The following is an 18,616-nucleotide window of genomic DNA, read 5'->3' as shown; positions in this document are numbered from 1 at the left end:
AAATCAACAAACCGTCGTCCGCCGTACCTCATTATTGGTGTCATCAATACGCCATTAGCTGCCTTAAATCAAAAATTGTCGCCTATGGGTTAATTAAAATCCCAGCTCGTTAACAATTTTGCGATCGACTACATCAGGATAAATTATGGAGCTGCTCTGCCCTGCCGGAAATCTTCCGGCGCTTAAGGCGGCCATCGAAAATGGGGCCGATGCGGTCTATATCGGGCTAAAAGATGACACCAACGCCCGCCATTTTGCTGGCCTCAACTTTACGGAGAAAAAGCTTCAGGAAGCCGTTAACTTCGTTCACCAGCACCGCCGCAAATTGCATATCGCCATCAATACCTTTGCTCATCCTGACGGCTACGCCCGCTGGCAGCGCGCGGTGGATATGGCGGCACAACTGGGTGCCGATGCGCTGATCCTGGCCGACCTCGCCATGCTTGAGTATGCGGCAGAACGCTATCCCCATATTGAGCGCCACGTCTCTGTTCAGGCATCTGCCACCAACGAAGAAGCCGTGCGTTTTTACCATCAACACTTTGACGTGGCTCGCGTGGTGCTGCCGCGCGTGCTCTCTATTCATCAGGTTAAGCAACTCGCGCGCGTCACGCCAGTGCCGCTGGAAGTTTTTGCCTTTGGCAGCCTGTGCATCATGGCCGAAGGCCGTTGCTATCTTTCCTCTTATTTAACCGGTGAATCGCCGAATACCGTCGGAGCCTGCTCCCCTGCCCGCTTTGTCCGCTGGCAGCAGACCCCTCAGGGGCTGGAATCCCGCCTGAATGAGGTGCTGATTGACCGCTATCAGGACGGTGAAAACGCCGGTTATCCCACCCTGTGTAAAGGCCGCTATCTGGTCGACGGCGAGCGCTACCACGCGCTGGAGGAGCCGACCAGCCTCAACACGCTGGAGCTGCTGCCGGAACTGCTGGCGGCCAATATTGCCTCGGTGAAAATCGAAGGTCGTCAGCGCAGCCCGGCCTATGTGAGCCAGGTGGCGAAAGTGTGGCGTCAGGCCATCGACCGCTGCATGGCGGACCCGCAGAACTATGCTCCGCAGCAGGCCTGGATGGAGACGCTCGGATCGATGTCCGAAGGCGCGCAAACCACGCTTGGCGCATATCACCGTAAATGGCAGTGAGATAACCATGAAATATTCATTAGGACCGGTGCTCTACTACTGGCCAAAAGAGACGCTGGAAGATTTTTACCAACAGGCCGCCACCAGCAGCGCCGATGTGATTTACCTCGGCGAAGCGGTGTGCAGCAAGCGCCGCGCCACTAAAGTGGGCGACTGGCTGGATATGGCGAAAAGCCTGGCCGGCAGCGGCAAGCAGGTCGTGCTCTCCACGCTTGCGCTGGTGCAGGCGTCTTCCGAACTGGGCGAGCTGAAGCGCTATGTCGAAAACGGCGAGTTCCTGCTGGAAGCGAGCGATCTCGGCGTGGTGAATATGTGCGCCGAACGCAAGCTACCGTTTGTCGCGGGCCATGCTCTGAACTGCTATAACGCCGTGACCCTGCGCCTGCTGCTCAAACAGGGGATGACGCGCTGGTGCATGCCGGTGGAGCTCTCTCGCGACTGGCTGGCAAACCTGCTGAATCAGTGCGACGAGCTGGGCATTCGCAATCAGTTTGAAGTGGAAGTGCTGAGCTATGGGCATCTGCCGCTGGCCTATTCTGCCCGCTGCTTTACCGCGCGCTCGGAAGACCGTCCGAAAGACGAGTGCGAAACCTGCTGCATTAAGTACCCGAACGGGCGCAGCATGCTGTCGCAGGAGAATCAGCAGGTGTTTGTCCTCAACGGCATTCAGACCATGAGCGGCTATGTCTATAACCTCGGCAACGAGCTGGCGTCGATGGACGGGCTGGTGGATATGGTGCGCTTGTCGCCGCTGGATACCGGCGTGTTTGCGATGCTGGATGCCTTCCGTGCCAACGAAAACGGCGCCGCTCCGCTGCCGCTGACGGCAAACAGCGACTGTAACGGCTACTGGAAGCGTCTGGCCGGGCTGGAACTGCAGGCCTAAAAAAGGCTCACTTTGTTAACAACGGTTATCATTTTTTAATGCAGTATTAAAGATTGACCGTCGACAAAGTGAGCTGTTATGACTGACAAAACAATTCCGTTTTCGGTGCTGGATCTGGCGCCGATCCCACAAGGCTCCTCGGCAAGAGAAGCCTTTTCGCACTCCCTCGATCTCGCTCAGTTGGCCGAAAAGCGTGGCTATCACCGCTACTGGCTGGCCGAGCACCACAACATGGTGGGCATTGCCAGCGCCGCCACCTCGGTACTGATTGGTTATCTGGCGGCAAATACCACCACTCTGCACCTGGGCTCCGGCGGCGTGATGCTGCCGAACCATGCCCCGCTGGTGATCGCCGAGCAGTTCGGCACCCTGAATACCCTCTATCCGGGCCGTATCGATTTGGGGCTTGGCCGTGCGCCCGGCAGCGACCAGCCGACCATGCGCGCCCTGCGCCGCCATATGAGCGGCGATATCGATAACTTCCCGCGCGACGTGGCAGAGCTGGTGGACTGGTTCGACGCGCGCGATCCGAACCCGCACGTGCGCCCGGTACCGGGCTACGGTGAGAAGATCCCGGTATGGCTGTTGGGATCAAGCCTCTACAGCGCACAGCTGGCCGCACAGCTGGGGCTGCCGTTTGCGTTTGCCTCGCACTTCGCGCCGGATATGCTGCATCAGGCGCTGCATCTTTACCGCACGCACTTCAAACCGTCCGAGCGTCTGGAGAAGCCGTACGCGATGGTGTGCATCAACATCATTGCCGCCGACAGCAATCGCGACGCGGAATTCCTGTTCACCTCTATGCAGCAGGCGTTTGTGAAGCTGCGCCGCGGTGAGACGGGCCAGCTTCCGCCGCCGGTGGAGAATATGCATCAGCTGTGGTCAGCGTCAGAGCAGTATGGCGTTCAGCAGGCGCTGAGCATGTCGCTGGTAGGCGATAAGGCGAAAGTGCGTCACGGGCTGGAGGCGGTGCTGCGCGAAACGCAGGCGGATGAAATTATGGTTAACGGCCAGATTTTCGATCACCAGGCGCGATTGCATTCGTTTGAGCTGGCGATGCAGGTGAAAGAGGAGCTGGTGGGATAGTTTTTTGCCGGATGGCGGCTTCGCCTTATCCGGCCTACGCGATCCCTGTAGGCCCGGTAAGCGCAGCGCCACCGGGCTTTCTGTTTATTGATACACAGGCAGCAGGTTAAAACTCGACAGCACGTGGACCAGCGCATTGCCAGCACCGAACACCAGAATCAGCGCAATCATCGGCTTGCCGCCCCAGACGCGGAATTTCGGGCTGCCGAAGCGTTTACGTGATTTACGTGCCAGCAGCGCTGGCACAATCGCCGCCCAGATTGTTGCCGCCAGTCCGGCATAGCCGATGGCGTACAGGAAGCCGTTCGGCCACAGCAGGCCACCCACAATCGGCGGCAGGAAGGTCAGCAGCGCGGTTTTGAAACGCCCCATCGCAGAATCATCAAAGCCAAACAGATCCGCCAGGTAGTCAAACAGGCCCAGGGTTACGCCGAGGAAAGAGCTCGCCACCGCGAAGTTAGAGAAGATAACCAGCAGCAGATCCAGGCTGCGGCTGTTCAGCACGCCGCTCAGGGCCTGCACCAGCACGTCGATGTTACCGCCCTTCTGGGCAATGCCGATAAACTCCGGGCGCGGGATGTTGCCCATCGTCCCGAGCAGCCAGATCACATACAGCCCCAGCGCCAGCAGCGTGCCGTAGACCAGACACTTCACAATCGTGCGCGGATCTTTGCCGTAGTACTTCATCAGGCTCGGCACGTTACCGTGGTAGCCGAACGATGCCAGACAGAACGGCAGCGTCATCAGCAGGTACGGCGTGTAGGAGGTATCCACTTCGGCAACGTTAAACAGCGTGGCGGGCGTCACGTGCCCCAGCAGGCTGCCGAAGGTCAGGAAGAAGGTGATGACCTTCGCACCCAGTACGATCGCCGTCATCCGACTCACCGCTTTGGTACTCATCCAGACGATAAACGCCACGCCCAGCGCAAAGCACAGCCCGGCCAGACGCGCCGGAACGTTCAGCGACATCTCAGAGAAGGTGTGATGCAGAATCGAACCGCTCGCCGAGATATATGCGTAGGTCAGGATATAGAGCACAAAGGCGATGGACAGCCCGTTAACCAGGTTCCAGCCTTTGCCCAGCAGATCTTTGGTGATGGTGTCGAAGCTGGAGCCAATGCGGTAGTTCAGGTTTGCTTCGAGGATCATCAGCCCGGAATGGAGCATACAGAACCAGGTAAAGACCAGCGCAGCCAGCGACCAGAAGAACCACGCACCGGACATGACCACGGGCAGGGAGAACATCCCGGCACCTATAATGGTTCCGCCGATGATCACCACGCCGCCAAGCAGCGAAGGTGACGTTTGGGTGGTGGTTAGTGTCGCCATACAGCCTTTTCTCCAGTCAATCATGCGGTTCTGCATTTTAATGTGACGCACTGTACCAGTACAAGAGTACAAAGGGAATAAAAAAAGCCCCGATAGCATGTATCGGGGCTGTATATTTTACTTTACGTCAGAAGCGTAAGGCTTACGCGTCACCGAAACGACGACGGCTGGTGCCTTCTTCACGACGCGGGCCACGGCTTTCGCGGCGCTCGCCGGAGAAACGACGACCTTCACCACCGCGACCTTCACTGCGACCGCCTTCACGACGCTCGCCGCCGAAGCTGCGACCACCGCCACGACGTTCACCACCGCGGTCAGGACGTGGCTGTGCATCACCCAGCAGCTGCATGTTCATCGGCTTGTTCAGGATGCGGGTACGCGTAAAGTGCTGCAGCACTTCGCCCGGCATGCCTTTTGGCAGCTCGATGGTAGAGTGGGATGCGAACAGCTTGATGTTACCGATGTAACGGCTGCTGATGTCGCCTTCGTTAGCGATCGCGCCAACGATGTGACGAACTTCAACGCCATCATCACGACCCACTTCAATGCGGTACAGCTCCATGTCACCTGCGTCGCGACGTTCACGACGTGGACGGTCTTCACCACCACGCTCTGGACGGTCACCACGTGGGCCACGATCGTTACGGTCGCCACGACGTTCGAAGCGATCGTCACGGTCACGGAATTCACGCTTAGGACGCATCGGTGCATCTGGTGGCACGATCAGGCTACGTTCGCCCTGAGCCATTTTCAGCAGTGCTGCAGCCAGGGTTTCCATGTCCAGCTCTTCGCCTTCAGCAACAGGCTGAATCTGCGACAGCAGCGCGCGGTACTGATCCAGATCGCTGCTTTCCAGCTGCTGCTGTACTTTGGCGGCGAATTTTTCCAGACGGCGTTTGCCCAGCAGCTCTGCGCTTGGCAGGTCCGCTTCTGGAATGGTCAGCTTCATGGTACGTTCGATGTTACGCAGCAGACGACGCTCGCGGTTCTCAACGAACAGCAGCGCACGGCCAGCACGACCCGCACGACCGGTACGGCCGATACGGTGAACGTAAGACTCGGAATCCATCGGGATGTCGTAGTTAACAACCAGGCTGATACGCTCAACGTCCAGACCACGTGCTGCCACGTCGGTTGCAATCAGGATATCCAGACGACCGTCTTTCAGACGCTCCAGAGTCTGCTCACGCAGGGCCTGGTTCATATCGCCGTTCAGCGCTGCGCTGTTGTAGCCGCTACGCTCCAGGGCTTCAGCCACTTCCAGGGTCGCGTTTTTGGTACGAACGAAGATAATCGCCGCATCAAAATCTTCCGCTTCCAGGAAACGTACCAGCGCTTCGTTTTTACGCATGCCGTACACAGACCAGTAGCTCTGGCTGATGTCCGGGCGAGTGGTTACGCTGGACTGAATACGCACTTCCTGCGGCTCTTTCATGAAGCGGCGGGTAATGCGACGGATAGCTTCCGGCATGGTTGCAGAGAACAGCGCGGTCTGATGACCGTCCGGGATCTGCGCCATAATGGTTTCAACGTCTTCGATGAAGCCCATACGCAGCATTTCATCTGCTTCATCCAGTACCAGACCGCTCAGTTTAGAGAGGTCCAGGGTACCGCGCTTCAGGTGATCCAGCAGACGGCCCGGCGTACCGACAACAATCTGTGGGCCCTGGCGCAGGGCGCGTAACTGCACGTCATAACGCTGGCCGCCGTACAGGGCAACCACGTTTACGCCGCGCATATGTTTAGAGAATTCCGTCATGGCTTCTGCAACCTGAACAGCCAGTTCACGGGTTGGAGCCAGAACGAGGATCTGCGGTGCACGCAGGTCCGGATCAATGTTGTTCAGCAGCGGCAGCGAGAATGCTGCAGTTTTACCGCTACCAGTCTGGGCCATGCCCAGCACGTCACGACCAGAAAGCAGGTGTGGGATACACTCAGCCTGGATCGGAGATGGTTTTTCGTAACCCAGATCGTTAAGGGCTTCAAGGATAGGAGCCTTCAGGCCCAGATCTGCAAAAGTGGTTTCGAATTCAGCCATGTAGTACGAGTGCCTCAATGTCAATGGCGGCCAGTCTACTTAGCTCATCGTGAAAATGATTAGCAATTTTCATTGAAAAGTGTGAACCGGCTCAAAGTAGGTGTATTGACGAACAACAACGCCCTCACCAGTTAAGGTGATGGCAATCAAAAGATTACGGGCTGATGTTTATGTCGTCAGCTATTGCTGGTCCGATTCTGCCAGGTCGTCATGCTCCTGGCCCAAGAGCGATAATTCCAACAATGCATAACGGTGCTCAACGAAGTTGTGTACGTTGTTAGCAACCGCTAATTTGAACAGTGCCGTAGCGCTGTCCATATCCCCCAGACTTAGGTAGTACTTACCTAAATAGAAGTTGGTTTCACTGAGATGCTCAGCGAGCGAGGTGTTATCCGTTGCGTCCGCCTTGAGGCGTTCCATCAGCGTTGCTTCGCTAATGTTGCCCAGGTAGAACTCGACAATGTTCCATCCCCACTGTTCCTTGTCCGATTTATCGAAGCGCTGTTTCAGTGCTTCTTTTGCCTGCTTCTCATCGAGCTTCCGCTCAACGATGTAAAGCCACAGGCTACGGAAAGGATCATTAGGATCGTCTTGATAAAACGCCAGCAGATCATCTTGCGCTAACTTGTCACGACCGCCGTAATACAATGCGATACCGCGATTCAAGTGCGCGTAGTTGTAAGTTGGATCAAGCTCAAGTACAGAATCAAACGCTTCATAGGCAGCATCAAAATTGCCTGCCTGCGTTAAATAAATGCCTAAGTAATTGAATACTTCAGGCATATCAGGTCGGATAGCCAGCGCTTGTGAAAAATCATTCCGCGCTAATGCCCTCAGACCGAGACTATCATACAACACTCCGCGCTCATATAAAAGCTGTGCGCGTTCTTCATCGGTTAAAGCCCGACTGGCAAGTATTTGTTCCATGCGTGCCAGGATCACTTCCTGCTGCAAAGTCGGTTGCAATGGCACTGCGAGGACTTCGCTCTTACGCCAGGCAGAGTTGCTGCATCCTGCCAGCGTTAAAGCTGTCGCAACGAAACACCAGCGCAAAAAAGGCTTCATTTCCCACTCCCGAAGACAACTATTGGATGAACGTCCTGTCCCCCGGCGGCTTAACAAGGCGTCCTGCCTGATAATAGGCCCTCCGCAAAGCGGAGGGCAAATGGCAACTTACTCGCCTTGCTGTTCTGCTGCCTGTGCTTCTGGCGCAGCAGCTGGCTGAGACTGCTCGGTTGCTTCTTTAATGCTCAGACGGATACGGCCCTGGCGATCAACTTCCAGAACTTTCACCGGTACTTCCTGACCCATCTGCAGGTAATCAGTCACTTTCTCAACGCGCTTGTCAGCGATCTGAGAGATGTGAACCAGACCTTCTTTACCGCCACCGATGGCAACGAACGCGCCAAAGTCAACGATACGGGTCACTTTACCTGCATAGACACGGCCCACTTCGATTTCTGCAGTAATTTCTTCGATGCGACGGATCGCGAATTTCGCTTTCTCGCCGTCGGTTGCTGCGATCTTCACAGTACCGTCATCTTCGATTTCGATGGTGGTGCCAGTCTCTTCGGTCAGCGCACGGATTACGGAACCGCCCTTACCGATAACATCTTTGATCTTGTCTGGATTGATCTTGATGGTGTGGATACGTGGAGCGAACTGAGAAATGTCGCCACGCGGCGCGTTAATCGCCTGTTCCATCACGCCCAGGATGTGCAGACGCGCACCTTTAGCCTGGTTCAGAGCAACCTGCATGATCTCTTTGGTGATACCTTCAATTTTGATATCCATCTGCAGTGCAGAGATACCTTCGCGGGAACCCGCTACTTTGAAGTCCATATCGCCCAGGTGGTCTTCGTCACCCAGAATGTCAGACAGAACAACGAAGTTGTCGCCTTCTTTCACCAGGCCCATTGCGATACCCGCAACGGCGGCTTTGATTGGCACGCCTGCATCCATCAGCGCCAGAGAGGCACCACACACGGAAGCCATGGAAGAGGAACCGTTGGATTCGGTGATTTCAGAAACTACACGTACGGTGTACGGGAATTTGTCTGCTTCTGGCATGACTGCCAGTACGCCGCGCTTCGCCAGACGACCGTGACCAATTTCACGACGCTTCGGCGAGCCAACCATACCGGTTTCGCCTACGGAGTACGGAGGGAAGTTGTAGTGGAACAGGAAGCTGTCAGTGCGCTCGCCCATCAGTTCGTCGATGATCTGCGCATCACGTGCAGTACCCAGGGTCGCGGTAACCAGCGCCTGCGTTTCGCCACGGGTGAACAGCGCGGAACCGTGAGTACGTGGCAGAACGCCAGTACGCACATCCAGACCACGGATCATGTCTTTTTCGCGGCCATCGATACGCGGCTCGCCTGCCAGTACGCGGCTACGAACAACGTTTTTCTCGATAGCGTGCAGGATGTCGCTCAGTTCATTAGCGTCCAGCGTTTCATCTTCCGCAACCAGGGTCGCGATAGTTTCAGACTTGATCACGTCAACCTGAGCGTAACGCTCCTGTTTGTCAGTGATGCGGTATGCATCGCTCAGACGAGATTCTGCCAGTGCAGCAACGCGTGCGTTCAGCGCGTCGTTTGCCGCTTCTGGCTGCCAGTCCCAACGTGGTTTACCGGCTTCTTTCACCAGGTCGTTGATGTTCTGGATAACGATCTGCTGCTGGTCGTGGCCAAATACCACAGCGCCCAGCATCTGGTCTTCGCTCAGCAGTTCAGCTTCGGATTCAACCATCAGTACAGCCGCTTCAGTACCCGCAACCACCAGGTCCAGCTTACTTTCTTTCAGCTCTTCCTGGGTTGGGTTCAGCACGTACTGGTCGTTGATGTAGCCAACGCGCGCGGCACCGATTGGACCATTGAATGGAATACCAGACAGTGACAGGGCAGCGGACGCACCGATCATCGCTACGATGTCCGGGTTAACCTGCGGGTTAACGGAAACAACGGTCGCGATAACCTGTACTTCGTTAACGAAGCCTTCCGGGAACAGCGGACGAACCGGGCGGTCAATCAGACGCGCGATCAGGGTTTCGCCTTCGCTTGGACGGCCTTCACGACGGAAGAAACCACCCGGGATTTTACCGGCAGCGTAGGTACGCTCCTGGTAGTTAACGGTCAGCGGGAAGAAGTCCTGACCTAGTTTAGCTTTTTTCTGGCCAACAACGGTAACGAATACCGCAGTGTCATCCATGCTTACCATAACGGCAGCAGTAGCCTGACGAGCCATCATGCCGGTTTCCAGCGTGACGGTATGTTGACCATACTGGAATTTACGAACGATCGGATTCAGCAAAGTTCTGTCCTTTCTTAAATGTTTGACAGCACACCACCGGTGTGCTGTCGATTTAACCCGACCTTCTTCGCATCCTCGCGACTAATGACAACCAACACCCCCATGGGTGAAGCCTCTCATTAGCCGCGCGAACCTCTGCAATGAAGATCATTTATAGCAACAATACAATAGTTTCCAGTGAATTGCTGCCGTCTGGTTGAAAAAAGGGGCCATCAGGCCCCCTTTTCTGAAACTCGCAAGACTTAGCGACGCAGACCCAGACGCTCGATCAGCGCGGTGTAGCGTGCAACATCTTTACGTTTCAGGTAGTCGAGCAGTTTACGACGCTGAGAAACCATACGCAGCAGACCACGACGGCTGTGGTGATCTTTTTTGTGCTCTGCAAAGTGACCCTGCAGGTGGTTAATCTGTGCAGTCAGCAGTGCAACCTGAACTTCGGTAGAACCGCTGTCGTTAGTACCACGACCAAACTCAGAAACGATTTTAGCTTTAGCTTCAACGCTTAGAGACATTTTCAAACTCCAAAGTATAAAGAATGTAAGGGTGCCGATCTCTAATTCAGCGACCCCATGTACGCCCCGCAGATTGTTAAACAATTTACCAGGCGTTAAGCGGCGATATTCTACTCGTCTCCCCTGCTTATCGCAAGGTGAGCCGTCATCACCGTCATGCTTCGATCGGATACTCGACGACCAGACGACGCGGCGCAACGCGCCCTTCACCATCCATTTCGCCCATACCGATGAATTTCCCTTCGTCGCCTTCGGTCACGCGTACCAGTCCTTCCAGCGGCGCTTCCGCCGTACGAACCGGGTTGCCGTTCTTAAAGTAAACGGAGGATGTTAAAGGAAGATTAACAACCGGGAAGTCCGCTGCCGGACTGTCCATCGGCATCAGCAATGGATCCAGCAAATCTGCCGGCGCGATCCCCTGCGCTTCCGCCTGTTCTACCAGCTCGCGCAGTTGCTCCAGGGTCACCATCCGCTCTACCGGGTACTTGCTCACCGCCAGACGGCGCAGGTAAATCACATGTGCGCCGCAGCCCAGCTTTTCACCGAGGTCGTCGATGATGGTTCGAATATAGGTCCCTTTCGAACAGTGCACTTCCAGCTCCAGCTCATCACCTTCGTGGCGAATAAACAGCAGCTCATACACGGTTATCGGACGGGCTTCACGCGGGACATCAATGCCCTGGCGCGCATATTCGTAGAGTTTTTTTCCCTGATACTTCAGCGCCGAATACATCGACGGCACCTGCATCGTGTCCCCACGGAAACTCTCCAGCGCTGCATCAAGCTGTTCCGCGCTGAAGGTCACCGGACGCTCTTCTACCACCTGGCCATCCGCATCGGAGGTATCCGTGCGCTGGCCCAGTTTAGCGATAACGCGGTAGCGCTTATCGGAGTCGAGCAGGTACTGGGAAAACTTTGTCGCCTCTCCCAGGCAGACCGGCAGCATGCCGGTTGCCAGCGGATCGAGCGCGCCGGTGTGGCCCGCGCGGTTGGCGTTATAAATACGCTTAACTTTTTGCAGCACGTCGTTGCTGGAAGCGCCCTGGGGTTTATCCAGCAGCAGCACACCATGCACGTCGCGACCACGACGACGAGGACGACTCATTAGTCCTCCTTGCTGTCGTCCGCCGGGTTAACACGACGCTCGTCGTCATGTTTAACCACGCTGGTCACCAGGTTGGACATACGCATACCTTCGACCAGCGAGTTGTCGTAGAAGAAGGTCAGTTCAGGCACGATACGCAGGCGCATCGCTTTGCCAAGCAGGGAGCGGATGAAACCAGAGGCTTCCTGCAGCGCTTTAATGCCGTTTTTCACTGCCGCTTCGTCCTGATCGTTCAGGAAGGTGACGAACACTTTGGCATAGGCCAAATCACGGGACATTTCGACACCGGAAACGGTGGTCATCATGCCGACACGCGGGTCTTTAATTTCACGTTGCAGAATGAGTGCTATCTCTTTCTGCATTTCCTGCGCTACGCGCTGAGGGCGACCAAATTCTTTCGCCATAATAAATTCTCCAGACAAAAAAGGGGCTAAAGCCCCTTTTTGAAATTATTGCCGGGTGGCGCGAGGCGATCCCGGCTTACAATCGGTAATTAAGCGATGGTACGCTGAATTTCGATGATCTCGAACACTTCGATCATATCGCCAACGCGAACGTCGTTGTAGTTCTTCACACCGATACCACATTCCATGCCGTTACGGACTTCGTTAACGTCATCTTTGAAGCGGCGCAGGGATTCCAGCTCGCCTTCGTAGATAACCACGTTGTCACGCAGTACGCGGATTGGGTTGTGACGCTTGATGTTACCTTCGGTCACCATACAGCCCGCGATCGCACCGAATTTCGGTGATTTGAACACGTCACGTACTTCAGCCAGACCGATAATCTGCTGTTTCAGCTCAGGAGACAGCATACCGCTCATCGCGGCCTTCACTTCGTCGATCAGGTTATAGATGACGGAGTAGTAACGCAGATCCAGGCTTTCGGATTCAATCACTTTACGCGCAGACGCATCCGCACGAACGTTGAAGCCAACCAGGATAGCGTTAGAGGCAGCAGCCAGGGTAGCGTCGGTTTCGGTGATACCACCTACGCCCGAACCGATGATCTTCACTTTCACTTCGTCGGTAGACAGTTTCAGCAAGGAGTCGGAGATCGCTTCCACAGAACCCTGAACGTCGGCTTTCAGCACGATGTTCACTTCGTGAACTTCGCCCTCGGTCATGTTGGCAAACATGTTCTCGAGTTTAGATTTCTGCTGACGAGCCAGTTTAACTTCACGGAATTTGCCCTGACGGTACAGTGCCACTTCACGCGCTTTCTTCTCGTCACGCACAACGGTCACTTCGTCACCGGCAGCCGGAACACCGGACAGACCCAGGATTTCCACTGGAATGGACGGACCCGCTTCCAGCACTTCCTGACCCAGTTCGTTACGCATCGCACGAACGCGGCCGTATTCGAAACCGCACAGAACGATATCGCCTTTATGCAGTGTACCTTCACGAACCAGAACGGTAGCAACCGGGCCACGACCTTTATCCAGGAAGGATTCGATCACCGCGCCGCTCGCCATACCGTTACGGATGGCCTTCAGCTCCAGAACTTCGGCCTGCAGCAGGATCGCGTCCAGCAGTTCGTCGATACCGGTACCCGCTTTCGCAGACACGTGTACGAACTGGCTTTCACCGCCCCACTCTTCCGGCAGGATACCGTACTGGGAAAGTTCGTTTTTAACACGATCGGGATCCGCTTCTGGCTTATCGATCTTGTTCACTGCAACCACAACTGGCACACCTGCAGCCTTCGCGTGCTGGATAGCTTCGATGGTCTGTGGCATCACGCCGTCGTCTGCGGCAACAACCAGAACAACGATATCCGTCGCCTGAGCACCACGAGCACGCATTGAGGTAAACGCGGCGTGGCCTGGGGTATCCAGGAAGGTGATCATACCGTTGTCAGTTTCTACGTGGTATGCACCGATGTGCTGGGTAATGCCACCCGCTTCACCCGAGGCAACCTTAGTAGAACGAATGTAGTCAAGCAGAGAGGTTTTACCGTGGTCAACGTGACCCATGATGGTCACAACCGGTGCACGCGGTTCAGCCGCAGCGCCAGTATCACGGTCGCTCATTACTGCTTCTTCCAGCTCGTTTTCACGACGCAGGATTACTTTGTGGCCCATCTCTTCCGCAACCAGCTGTGCGGTTTCCTGATCGATCACCTGGTTGATGGTCGCCATGGCGCCCAGCTTCATCATCGCTTTGATGACCTGAGAGCCTTTAACCGCCATCTTGTTCGCCAGTTCGCCAACGGTAATGGTTTCGCCGATCACAACGTCACGGTTAACGGCCTGAGCAGGCTTCTGGAAGCCCTGCTGCAGAGCGGAACCTTTACGCTTGCCGCCTTTACCACCGCGAACAGCAGCGCGTGCTTCTTCACGATCAGCTTTGGATTCAGCGTGCTTGTTGCCTTTTTTCGCCGGACGCGCAGCTTTTGCATTACGGCCACGGCCACGACCGCCTTCCACTTCACGGTCGTTATCATCTTCAGCCTGACGCGCATGCTGAGAAGTGGTCACGTGATAGTCGCTGGTGTCTTCAGTCGGCTCAACGGTATTCACACCATTCTTCTCGTTTTCTTCTGCCATACGGCGCGCTTCTTCGGCGACGCGGCGAGCTTCTTCTTCCAGCTTACGGCGGGCTTCTTCTTCCGCTTTACGCTTCAGCTCGGCAGCTTCATTTTCACGGCGGGCTTTTTCAGCCTGGGCGGTTTTGGTCATTTCGTCTGTCTGTTGATTGCTCACTTTGTCTTTTTCCGCAGCGTCACGCTTCACTTTATCACTTGCGTCGCGTTTCGCTTTTTCTGCGGCCTCACGTTCAGCTTTTAATTCTGCTTCACGTTTGGCGGCTGCTTCCGCCTCACGCTGAGCTTGTTCTTCCGCTTCACGCTGTGCCTGCTCTTCCGCGGCAAGGCGTTCTGCCTCTTGCGGATCACGTTTTACAAAGGTGCGCGTCTTGCGGACTTCAATTTGTACCGATTTGCTTTTGCCACCGGTACCAGGGATGTTTAACGTGCTACGCGTTTTGCGCTGCAGCGTTAACTTGTCAGGCGTAGAGCCGTGTTCACGGTTCAGGTGCGTTAACAAGGTTTGTTTTTCTTGCGCGGTCACCGAGTCATCAGCGGACTTCGGGATCCCTGCATCAGCAAATTGCTGTACCAGGCGGTCCACGGAGGTCTGAATCTCAGCAGCCAGCGATTTTACAGTTACATCAGTCATGCTGTTCCTTCCTGCTACAGTTTATTACGCTTCGTCGCCGAACCAGCAAATATTACGTGCGGCCATGATGAGCTCGCCGGCTTTCTCGTCGGTTAAACCTTCGATATCAGCCAGGTCATCAACGCCTTGCTCAGCGAGATCTTCCAGCGTACAAACACCACGGGCAGCCAGCTTGAACGCAATCGCACGATCAAGACCTTCCAGATTCAGCAGGTCATCAGCCGGCTTCTTATCGCCAAGGCTTTCTTCCTGAGCCAGTGCCAGGGTGGTCAGTGCGTTTTTAGCGCGTTCACGCAGGGCTTCAACGGTTGGTTCATCCAGACCGTCAATTTCCAGCAGCTCTTTCATTGGCACATAGGCCAGTTCTTCCAGCGTAGAGAAACCTTCTTCAACCAGAACAGTGGCGAAGTCTTCGTCAATATCCAGGTATTTCGTGAAGGTATCGATCGCCGCATGGGCTTCAGCCTGATGCTTAGCCTGCAGGTCATCAACGGTCATCACGTTGAGTTCCCAGCCGCTCAGCTGTGACGCCAGGCGTACGTTCTGGCCGTTACGGCCGATTGCCTGCGCCAGGTTGCCCGCTTCAACAGCGATATCCATGGTGTGTTTGTCTTCGTCAACAACGATAGACGCCACATCAGCTGGAGCCATTGCGTTGATCACGAACTGCGCCGGGTTGTCATCCCACAGAACGATATCAATACGTTCGCCGCCCAGCTCAGTAGACACTGCCTGGACACGCGCACCGCGCATACCGACGCAAGCACCGACCGGGTCGATACGCTTGTCGTTGGTTTTCACCGCAATTTTCGCACGGGAGCCCGGATCGCGAGCCGCCGCTTTAATCTCGATAACTTCTTCACCGATTTCCGGTACTTCGATACGGAACAGTTCTACCAGCATTTCTGGTTTAGAACGGGTCACGAACAGCTGTGCGCCACGCGCTTCAGGGCGAACGGCGTACAGAACACCGCGAATACGGTCGCCTGGACGGAAGTTTTCACGCGGCAGCATATCTTCACGCAGGATCACGGCTTCAGCGTTACCCGGCAACCCTTCGGATTTGATCTCCAGGGAGATATTGTCGCGGTTCACTTTCTTCACCACGCCGGTGATGATTTCGCCTTCCTGATCGCGGAACTGATCGACAACCAGCGCGCGCTCGGCTTCGCGCACTTTCTGCACGATAACCTGTTTAGCGGTCTGGGTGGTGATACGGTCGAAGGTCACAGATTCAATCTGATCTTCAACGTAGTCACCCACGTTCAGACTTTCGTCTTCAAAACGGGCGGCTTCCAGGGTGATCTCTTTGGTCGGCTGGGTTACTTCTTCAACGATTACCCAACGACGGAATGTATCGAAGTCACCGCTTTTACGATCGATTTCTACGCGAACATCGATCTCTTGTTCGTATTTTTTCTTGGTTGCTGTAGCCAGTGCACTTTCCAGCGCTTCAAAAATCTTCTCACGCGGCAGTGATTTCTCGTTGGAGACGGCTTCAACAACAGCCAAAATTTCTTTGTTCATCGCGGGCTTTTCACCTCAATCCAGACTGTTAAAAGTGGGGAACCAGGTTCGCCTTCTGGATATTACTCAGCGCGAACACTTCATCTTTGCCTTCGACTGTCACCGTGATCATTTCACCATCAACAGCTTTGATAATTCCCTGCCATTTACGGCGGTTCTGTACGGCCATACGCAGAACGAGAGCCACTTCTTCACCGGTAAAGCGCACATAGTGCTCGGCCGTGAACATCGGGCGATCGAGGCCAGGTGAGGAAACTTCCAGGTTGTACGCAACGGTAATCGGGTCTTCAACATCAAGAACCGCACTCACCTGGTGGCTGACATCAGCACAATCATCAACATTGATGCCATCTTCACTATCAATATAGATGCGCAGCGTCGATGTACGGCCGCGAACGAATTCGATGCCGACCAGTTCGTAGCCCAGTGCTTCGACCGGTGCAGTAATCATCTCTGTTAATTTTTGCTCTAATGTGGACAAGCCCACCCCCAAGACATAAAAAAAGGGCGTAAAGCCCAGTTATTCTGTAGTCAGATAACAAAAAACCCCGATAAATCGGGGCTTTAGATAACTGAACCCTATAGCCACAACTGTGGCCTGGAGCACTTTCCGAAAGAATTTTTTCAAATCCAGCTACGAAGGCTCTAAGTCTTCACAGTATATTTGAAAAAGAACTTTATGGGAAAGTGGTTGCGGGGGCCGGATTTGAACCGACGACCTTCGGGTTATGAGCCCGACGAGCTACCAGGCTGCTCCACCCCGCGCCTGAAACGTGGCAAATTCTACGCGTTTTGGACAGAATTTGCAAATAATGCTGGGATTTGGTACCGAAGACGGGACGTAAAATCGGCGTTTAGTATATTGATAGTTGACCCCACCTGTCAAGGCGACTTCCGCCAGATCGATCAGACCAAAATTTTTACAAAAAACGCATGACTCTCTTCCGGTCTTCGCCAAAAGATGATTAAATGAATACTCACTTATTTTGCATAAAAATGCACAAGAGAGCGAAAGCGGTCTCTAATCAGTCAATCAAGCAGGGTTTTATTCTATGACGACGATTCTCAAGCATCTTCCGGTAGGACAACGTATTGGCATCGCTTTCTCAGGTGGCCTGGATACCAGCGCTGCACTGCTGTGGATGCGCCAGAAGGGAGCGGTTCCGTATGCCTATACTGCGAACCTGGGTCAGCCGGATGAGGACGACTATGATGCCATTCCTCGTCGCGCTAAAGAGTATGGTGCAGAGAACGCGCGCCTGATTGACTGCCGTAAGCAACTGGTCGCGGAAGGTATCGCGGCGATTCAGTGTGGTGCATTCCATAACACCACCGGCGGTCTGACCTATTTCAACACCACGCCGCTGGGCCGTGCGGTCACCGGCACCATGCTGGTTGCGGCGATGAAAGAAGACGGCGTCAACATCTGGGGTGACGGTAGCACCTATAAAGGTAACGATATCGAACGCTTCTATCGCTATGGCCTGCTGACCAACGCCGAACTGCAGATTTACAAACCGTGGCTGGACACCGACTTCATCGACGAGCTGGGTGGTCGTCATGAGATGTCCGAGTTTATGATCGCCTGCGGTTTCGACTATAAGATGTCAGTCGAGAAAGCCTATTCCACCGACTCCAACATGCTGGGTGCAACGCACGAAGCGAAAGACCTGGAATTCCTGAACTCCAGCGTGAAGATCGTTAACCCGATCATGGGCGTGAAGTTCTGGGACGAGAACGTCAAAATCCAGGCGGAAGAGGTGACCGTACGTTTCGAGCGCGGCCATCCGGTTGCGCTGAACGGTAAAACCTTCTCTGACGATGTTGAGCTGATGCTGGAAGCTAACCGTATTGGCGGTCGTCACGGTCTGGGCATGAGCGATCAGATTGAAAACCGTATCATCGAAGCGAAAAGCCGTGGCATTTATGAAGCCCCGGGAATGGCGCTGCTGCACATCGCTTACGAGCGTCTGCTGACCGGCATTCACAACGAAGACACCATTGAGCAGTATCACTCTCATGGCCGTCAGCTGGGCAAACTGCTGTATCAGGGCCGCTGGTTCGATCCACAGGCGCTGATGCTGCGTGATGCGCTGCAGCGTTGGGTGGCAAGCGCGATCACCGGTGAAGTGACCCTGGAACTGCGTCGCGGTAACGACTACTCCATCCTGAACACCGTGTCTGACAACCTGACCTATAAAGCAGAACGTCTGACTATGGAGAAAGGTGAATCTGTGTTCTCACCAGACGATCGTATTGGTCAGCTGACCATGCGTAACCTGGACATCACCGATACACGTGAGAAGCTGTTCAACTATGTTGAAAATGGCCTGCTCTCCGCCAGCTCCGGTAACGGCCTGCCGCAGGTTGAAAATCTGGAACACAGCGATAAGAAGTAATCGACAGCACGACATGCAAAAGGCGCCCAACAGGCGCCTTTTTTATTTAGTATTTGTAGAGCGGGTAAGCGCAGCGCCACCCGCCATTTTGCCCGCTACC

Annotated in this window: 15 protein-coding genes and 1 tRNA gene; 4 read left to right on the top strand and 12 right to left on the bottom strand. The window is 54.9% G+C overall.

Annotation, left to right across the window (positions count from 1 at the left end; genetic code table 11):
• Window positions 1-145: 145 nt before the first annotated feature.
• From ubiU to AC0TOY_RS06255, 3 genes are all read left to right on the top strand, one after another.
• Window positions 146-1,141 (top strand): ubiquinone anaerobic biosynthesis protein UbiU, encoded by a 996-nt coding sequence (ubiU, locus tag AC0TOY_RS06265; RefSeq protein WP_048992077.1) that lies wholly within the window; start codon window positions 146-148, stop codon window positions 1,139-1,141.
• Window positions 1,142-1,148: 7 nt separating this feature from the next.
• On the top strand, window positions 1,149-2,027 hold the full coding sequence (locus AC0TOY_RS06260) for a U32 family peptidase (protein ID WP_090418859.1): 879 nt from the start codon (window positions 1,149-1,151) through the stop codon (window positions 2,025-2,027).
• Window positions 2,028-2,105: 78 nt separating this feature from the next.
• Window positions 2,106-3,113, top strand: coding sequence for a luciferase-like monooxygenase (locus tag AC0TOY_RS06255; RefSeq protein ID WP_032650369.1), 1,008 nt, complete (start codon window positions 2,106-2,108; stop codon window positions 3,111-3,113).
• Window positions 3,114-3,197: 84 nt separating this feature from the next.
• Here the strand turns inward: AC0TOY_RS06255 and mtr are convergent, their stop codons facing one another.
• The 12 genes from mtr to AC0TOY_RS06195 all read right to left on the bottom strand — a co-directional run bounded on the left by mtr (window position 3,198) and on the right by AC0TOY_RS06195 (window position 16,882).
• The gene (gene mtr / locus AC0TOY_RS06250) at window positions 3,198-4,442 is read right to left on the bottom strand and encodes a tryptophan permease (protein WP_473721611.1); all 1,245 of its coding nucleotides are present in this window, start codon (window positions 4,440-4,442) and stop codon (window positions 3,198-3,200) included.
• Between the two features lie 142 nt (window positions 4,443-4,584).
• The gene (locus AC0TOY_RS06245; protein WP_473721610.1) at window positions 4,585-6,480 is read right to left on the bottom strand and encodes a DEAD/DEAH family ATP-dependent RNA helicase; all 1,896 of its coding nucleotides are present in this window, start codon (window positions 6,478-6,480) and stop codon (window positions 4,585-4,587) included.
• Window positions 6,473-6,553: a protein YrbN gene (yrbN, locus tag AC0TOY_RS06240; RefSeq protein WP_100122156.1), complete on the bottom strand. Its 81-nt coding sequence runs from the start codon at window positions 6,551-6,553 to the stop codon at window positions 6,473-6,475. The genes AC0TOY_RS06245 and yrbN overlap by 8 nt, the downstream gene beginning before the upstream one ends.
• 107 nt (window positions 6,554-6,660) lie before the next feature.
• The gene (nlpI, locus tag AC0TOY_RS06235; RefSeq protein WP_023309331.1) at window positions 6,661-7,545 is read right to left on the bottom strand and encodes a lipoprotein NlpI; all 885 of its coding nucleotides are present in this window, start codon (window positions 7,543-7,545) and stop codon (window positions 6,661-6,663) included.
• Window positions 7,546-7,653: 108 nt separating this feature from the next.
• Window positions 7,654-9,792, bottom strand: a complete 2,139-nt coding sequence (gene pnp, locus AC0TOY_RS06230; RefSeq protein WP_473721609.1) for a polyribonucleotide nucleotidyltransferase — start codon at window positions 9,790-9,792, stop codon at window positions 7,654-7,656.
• Between the two features lie 242 nt (window positions 9,793-10,034).
• A complete protein-coding gene (gene rpsO, locus AC0TOY_RS06225; protein WP_003861789.1) occupies window positions 10,035-10,304 on the bottom strand; it encodes a 30S ribosomal protein S15 in 270 nt (89 codons plus the stop codon).
• A gap of 154 nt (window positions 10,305-10,458) precedes the next feature.
• Window positions 10,459-11,409 (bottom strand): tRNA pseudouridine(55) synthase TruB, encoded by a 951-nt coding sequence (truB, locus tag AC0TOY_RS06220; RefSeq protein ID WP_148770242.1) that lies wholly within the window; start codon window positions 11,407-11,409, stop codon window positions 10,459-10,461.
• Window positions 11,409-11,813, bottom strand: coding sequence for a 30S ribosome-binding factor RbfA (gene rbfA / locus AC0TOY_RS06215; RefSeq protein ID WP_003024988.1), 405 nt, complete (start codon window positions 11,811-11,813; stop codon window positions 11,409-11,411). The genes truB and rbfA overlap by 1 nt, the downstream gene beginning before the upstream one ends.
• Before the next feature lie 89 nt (window positions 11,814-11,902).
• Window positions 11,903-14,590: a translation initiation factor IF-2 gene (gene infB, locus AC0TOY_RS06210; protein ID WP_048992084.1), complete on the bottom strand. Its 2,688-nt coding sequence runs from the start codon at window positions 14,588-14,590 to the stop codon at window positions 11,903-11,905.
• 24 nt (window positions 14,591-14,614) lie between these two features.
• The gene (gene nusA, locus AC0TOY_RS06205) at window positions 14,615-16,117 is read right to left on the bottom strand and encodes a transcription termination factor NusA (RefSeq protein WP_003861798.1); all 1,503 of its coding nucleotides are present in this window, start codon (window positions 16,115-16,117) and stop codon (window positions 14,615-14,617) included.
• 28 nt (window positions 16,118-16,145) lie between these two features.
• On the bottom strand, window positions 16,146-16,598 hold the full coding sequence (gene rimP, locus AC0TOY_RS06200; RefSeq protein WP_014833432.1) for a ribosome maturation factor RimP: 453 nt from the start codon (window positions 16,596-16,598) through the stop codon (window positions 16,146-16,148).
• Window positions 16,599-16,805: 207 nt separating this feature from the next.
• Window positions 16,806-16,882, bottom strand: a tRNA-Met gene (locus AC0TOY_RS06195).
• Window positions 16,883-17,169: 287 nt separating this feature from the next.
• Between AC0TOY_RS06195 and argG the strand changes: the two genes are divergently transcribed.
• On the top strand, window positions 17,170-18,516 hold the full coding sequence (gene argG / locus AC0TOY_RS06190; RefSeq protein ID WP_024906366.1) for an argininosuccinate synthase: 1,347 nt from the start codon (window positions 17,170-17,172) through the stop codon (window positions 18,514-18,516).
• Window positions 18,517-18,616: the final 100 nt, after the last annotated feature.

This window comes from Enterobacter sp. PL_is379 (assembly GCF_055817355.1).
Note: the sequence above shows the minus strand (reverse complement) of the source record. Positions and strands in the feature narration are given on the sequence as shown.

Excerpts from the sequence above, each read along its gene's own strand:
- AC0TOY_RS06255 (WP_032650369.1), top strand. The coding sequence starts at position 2,106 with ATGACTGACAAAACAATTCCGTTTTCGGTGCTGGATCTGGCGCCGATC.
- truB (WP_148770242.1), bottom strand. The coding sequence starts at position 11,409 with ATGAGTCGTCCTCGTCGTCGTGGTCGCGACGTGCATGGTGTGCTGCTG.
- rbfA (WP_003024988.1), bottom strand. The coding sequence starts at position 11,813 with ATGGCGAAAGAATTTGGTCGCCCTCAGCGCGTAGCGCAGGAAATGCAG.
- ubiU (WP_048992077.1), top strand. The coding sequence starts at position 146 with ATGGAGCTGCTCTGCCCTGCCGGAAATCTTCCGGCGCTTAAGGCGGCC.
- nlpI (WP_023309331.1), bottom strand. The coding sequence starts at position 7,545 with ATGAAGCCTTTTTTGCGCTGGTGTTTCGTTGCGACAGCTTTAACGCTG.
- yrbN (WP_100122156.1), bottom strand. The coding sequence starts at position 6,553 with ATGAAAATTGCTAATCATTTTCACGATGAGCTAAGTAGACTGGCCGCC.
- rpsO (WP_003861789.1), bottom strand. The coding sequence starts at position 10,304 with ATGTCTCTAAGCGTTGAAGCTAAAGCTAAAATCGTTTCTGAGTTTGGT.
- nusA (WP_003861798.1), bottom strand. The coding sequence starts at position 16,117 with ATGAACAAAGAAATTTTGGCTGTTGTTGAAGCCGTCTCCAACGAGAAA.
- AC0TOY_RS06245 (WP_473721610.1), bottom strand. The coding sequence starts at position 6,480 with ATGGCTGAATTCGAAACCACTTTTGCAGATCTGGGCCTGAAGGCTCCT.
- argG (WP_024906366.1), top strand. The coding sequence starts at position 17,170 with ATGACGACGATTCTCAAGCATCTTCCGGTAGGACAACGTATTGGCATC.
- AC0TOY_RS06260 (WP_090418859.1), top strand. The coding sequence starts at position 1,149 with ATGAAATATTCATTAGGACCGGTGCTCTACTACTGGCCAAAAGAGACG.
- mtr (WP_473721611.1), bottom strand. The coding sequence starts at position 4,442 with ATGGCGACACTAACCACCACCCAAACGTCACCTTCGCTGCTTGGCGGC.
- infB (WP_048992084.1), bottom strand. The coding sequence starts at position 14,590 with ATGACTGATGTAACTGTAAAATCGCTGGCTGCTGAGATTCAGACCTCC.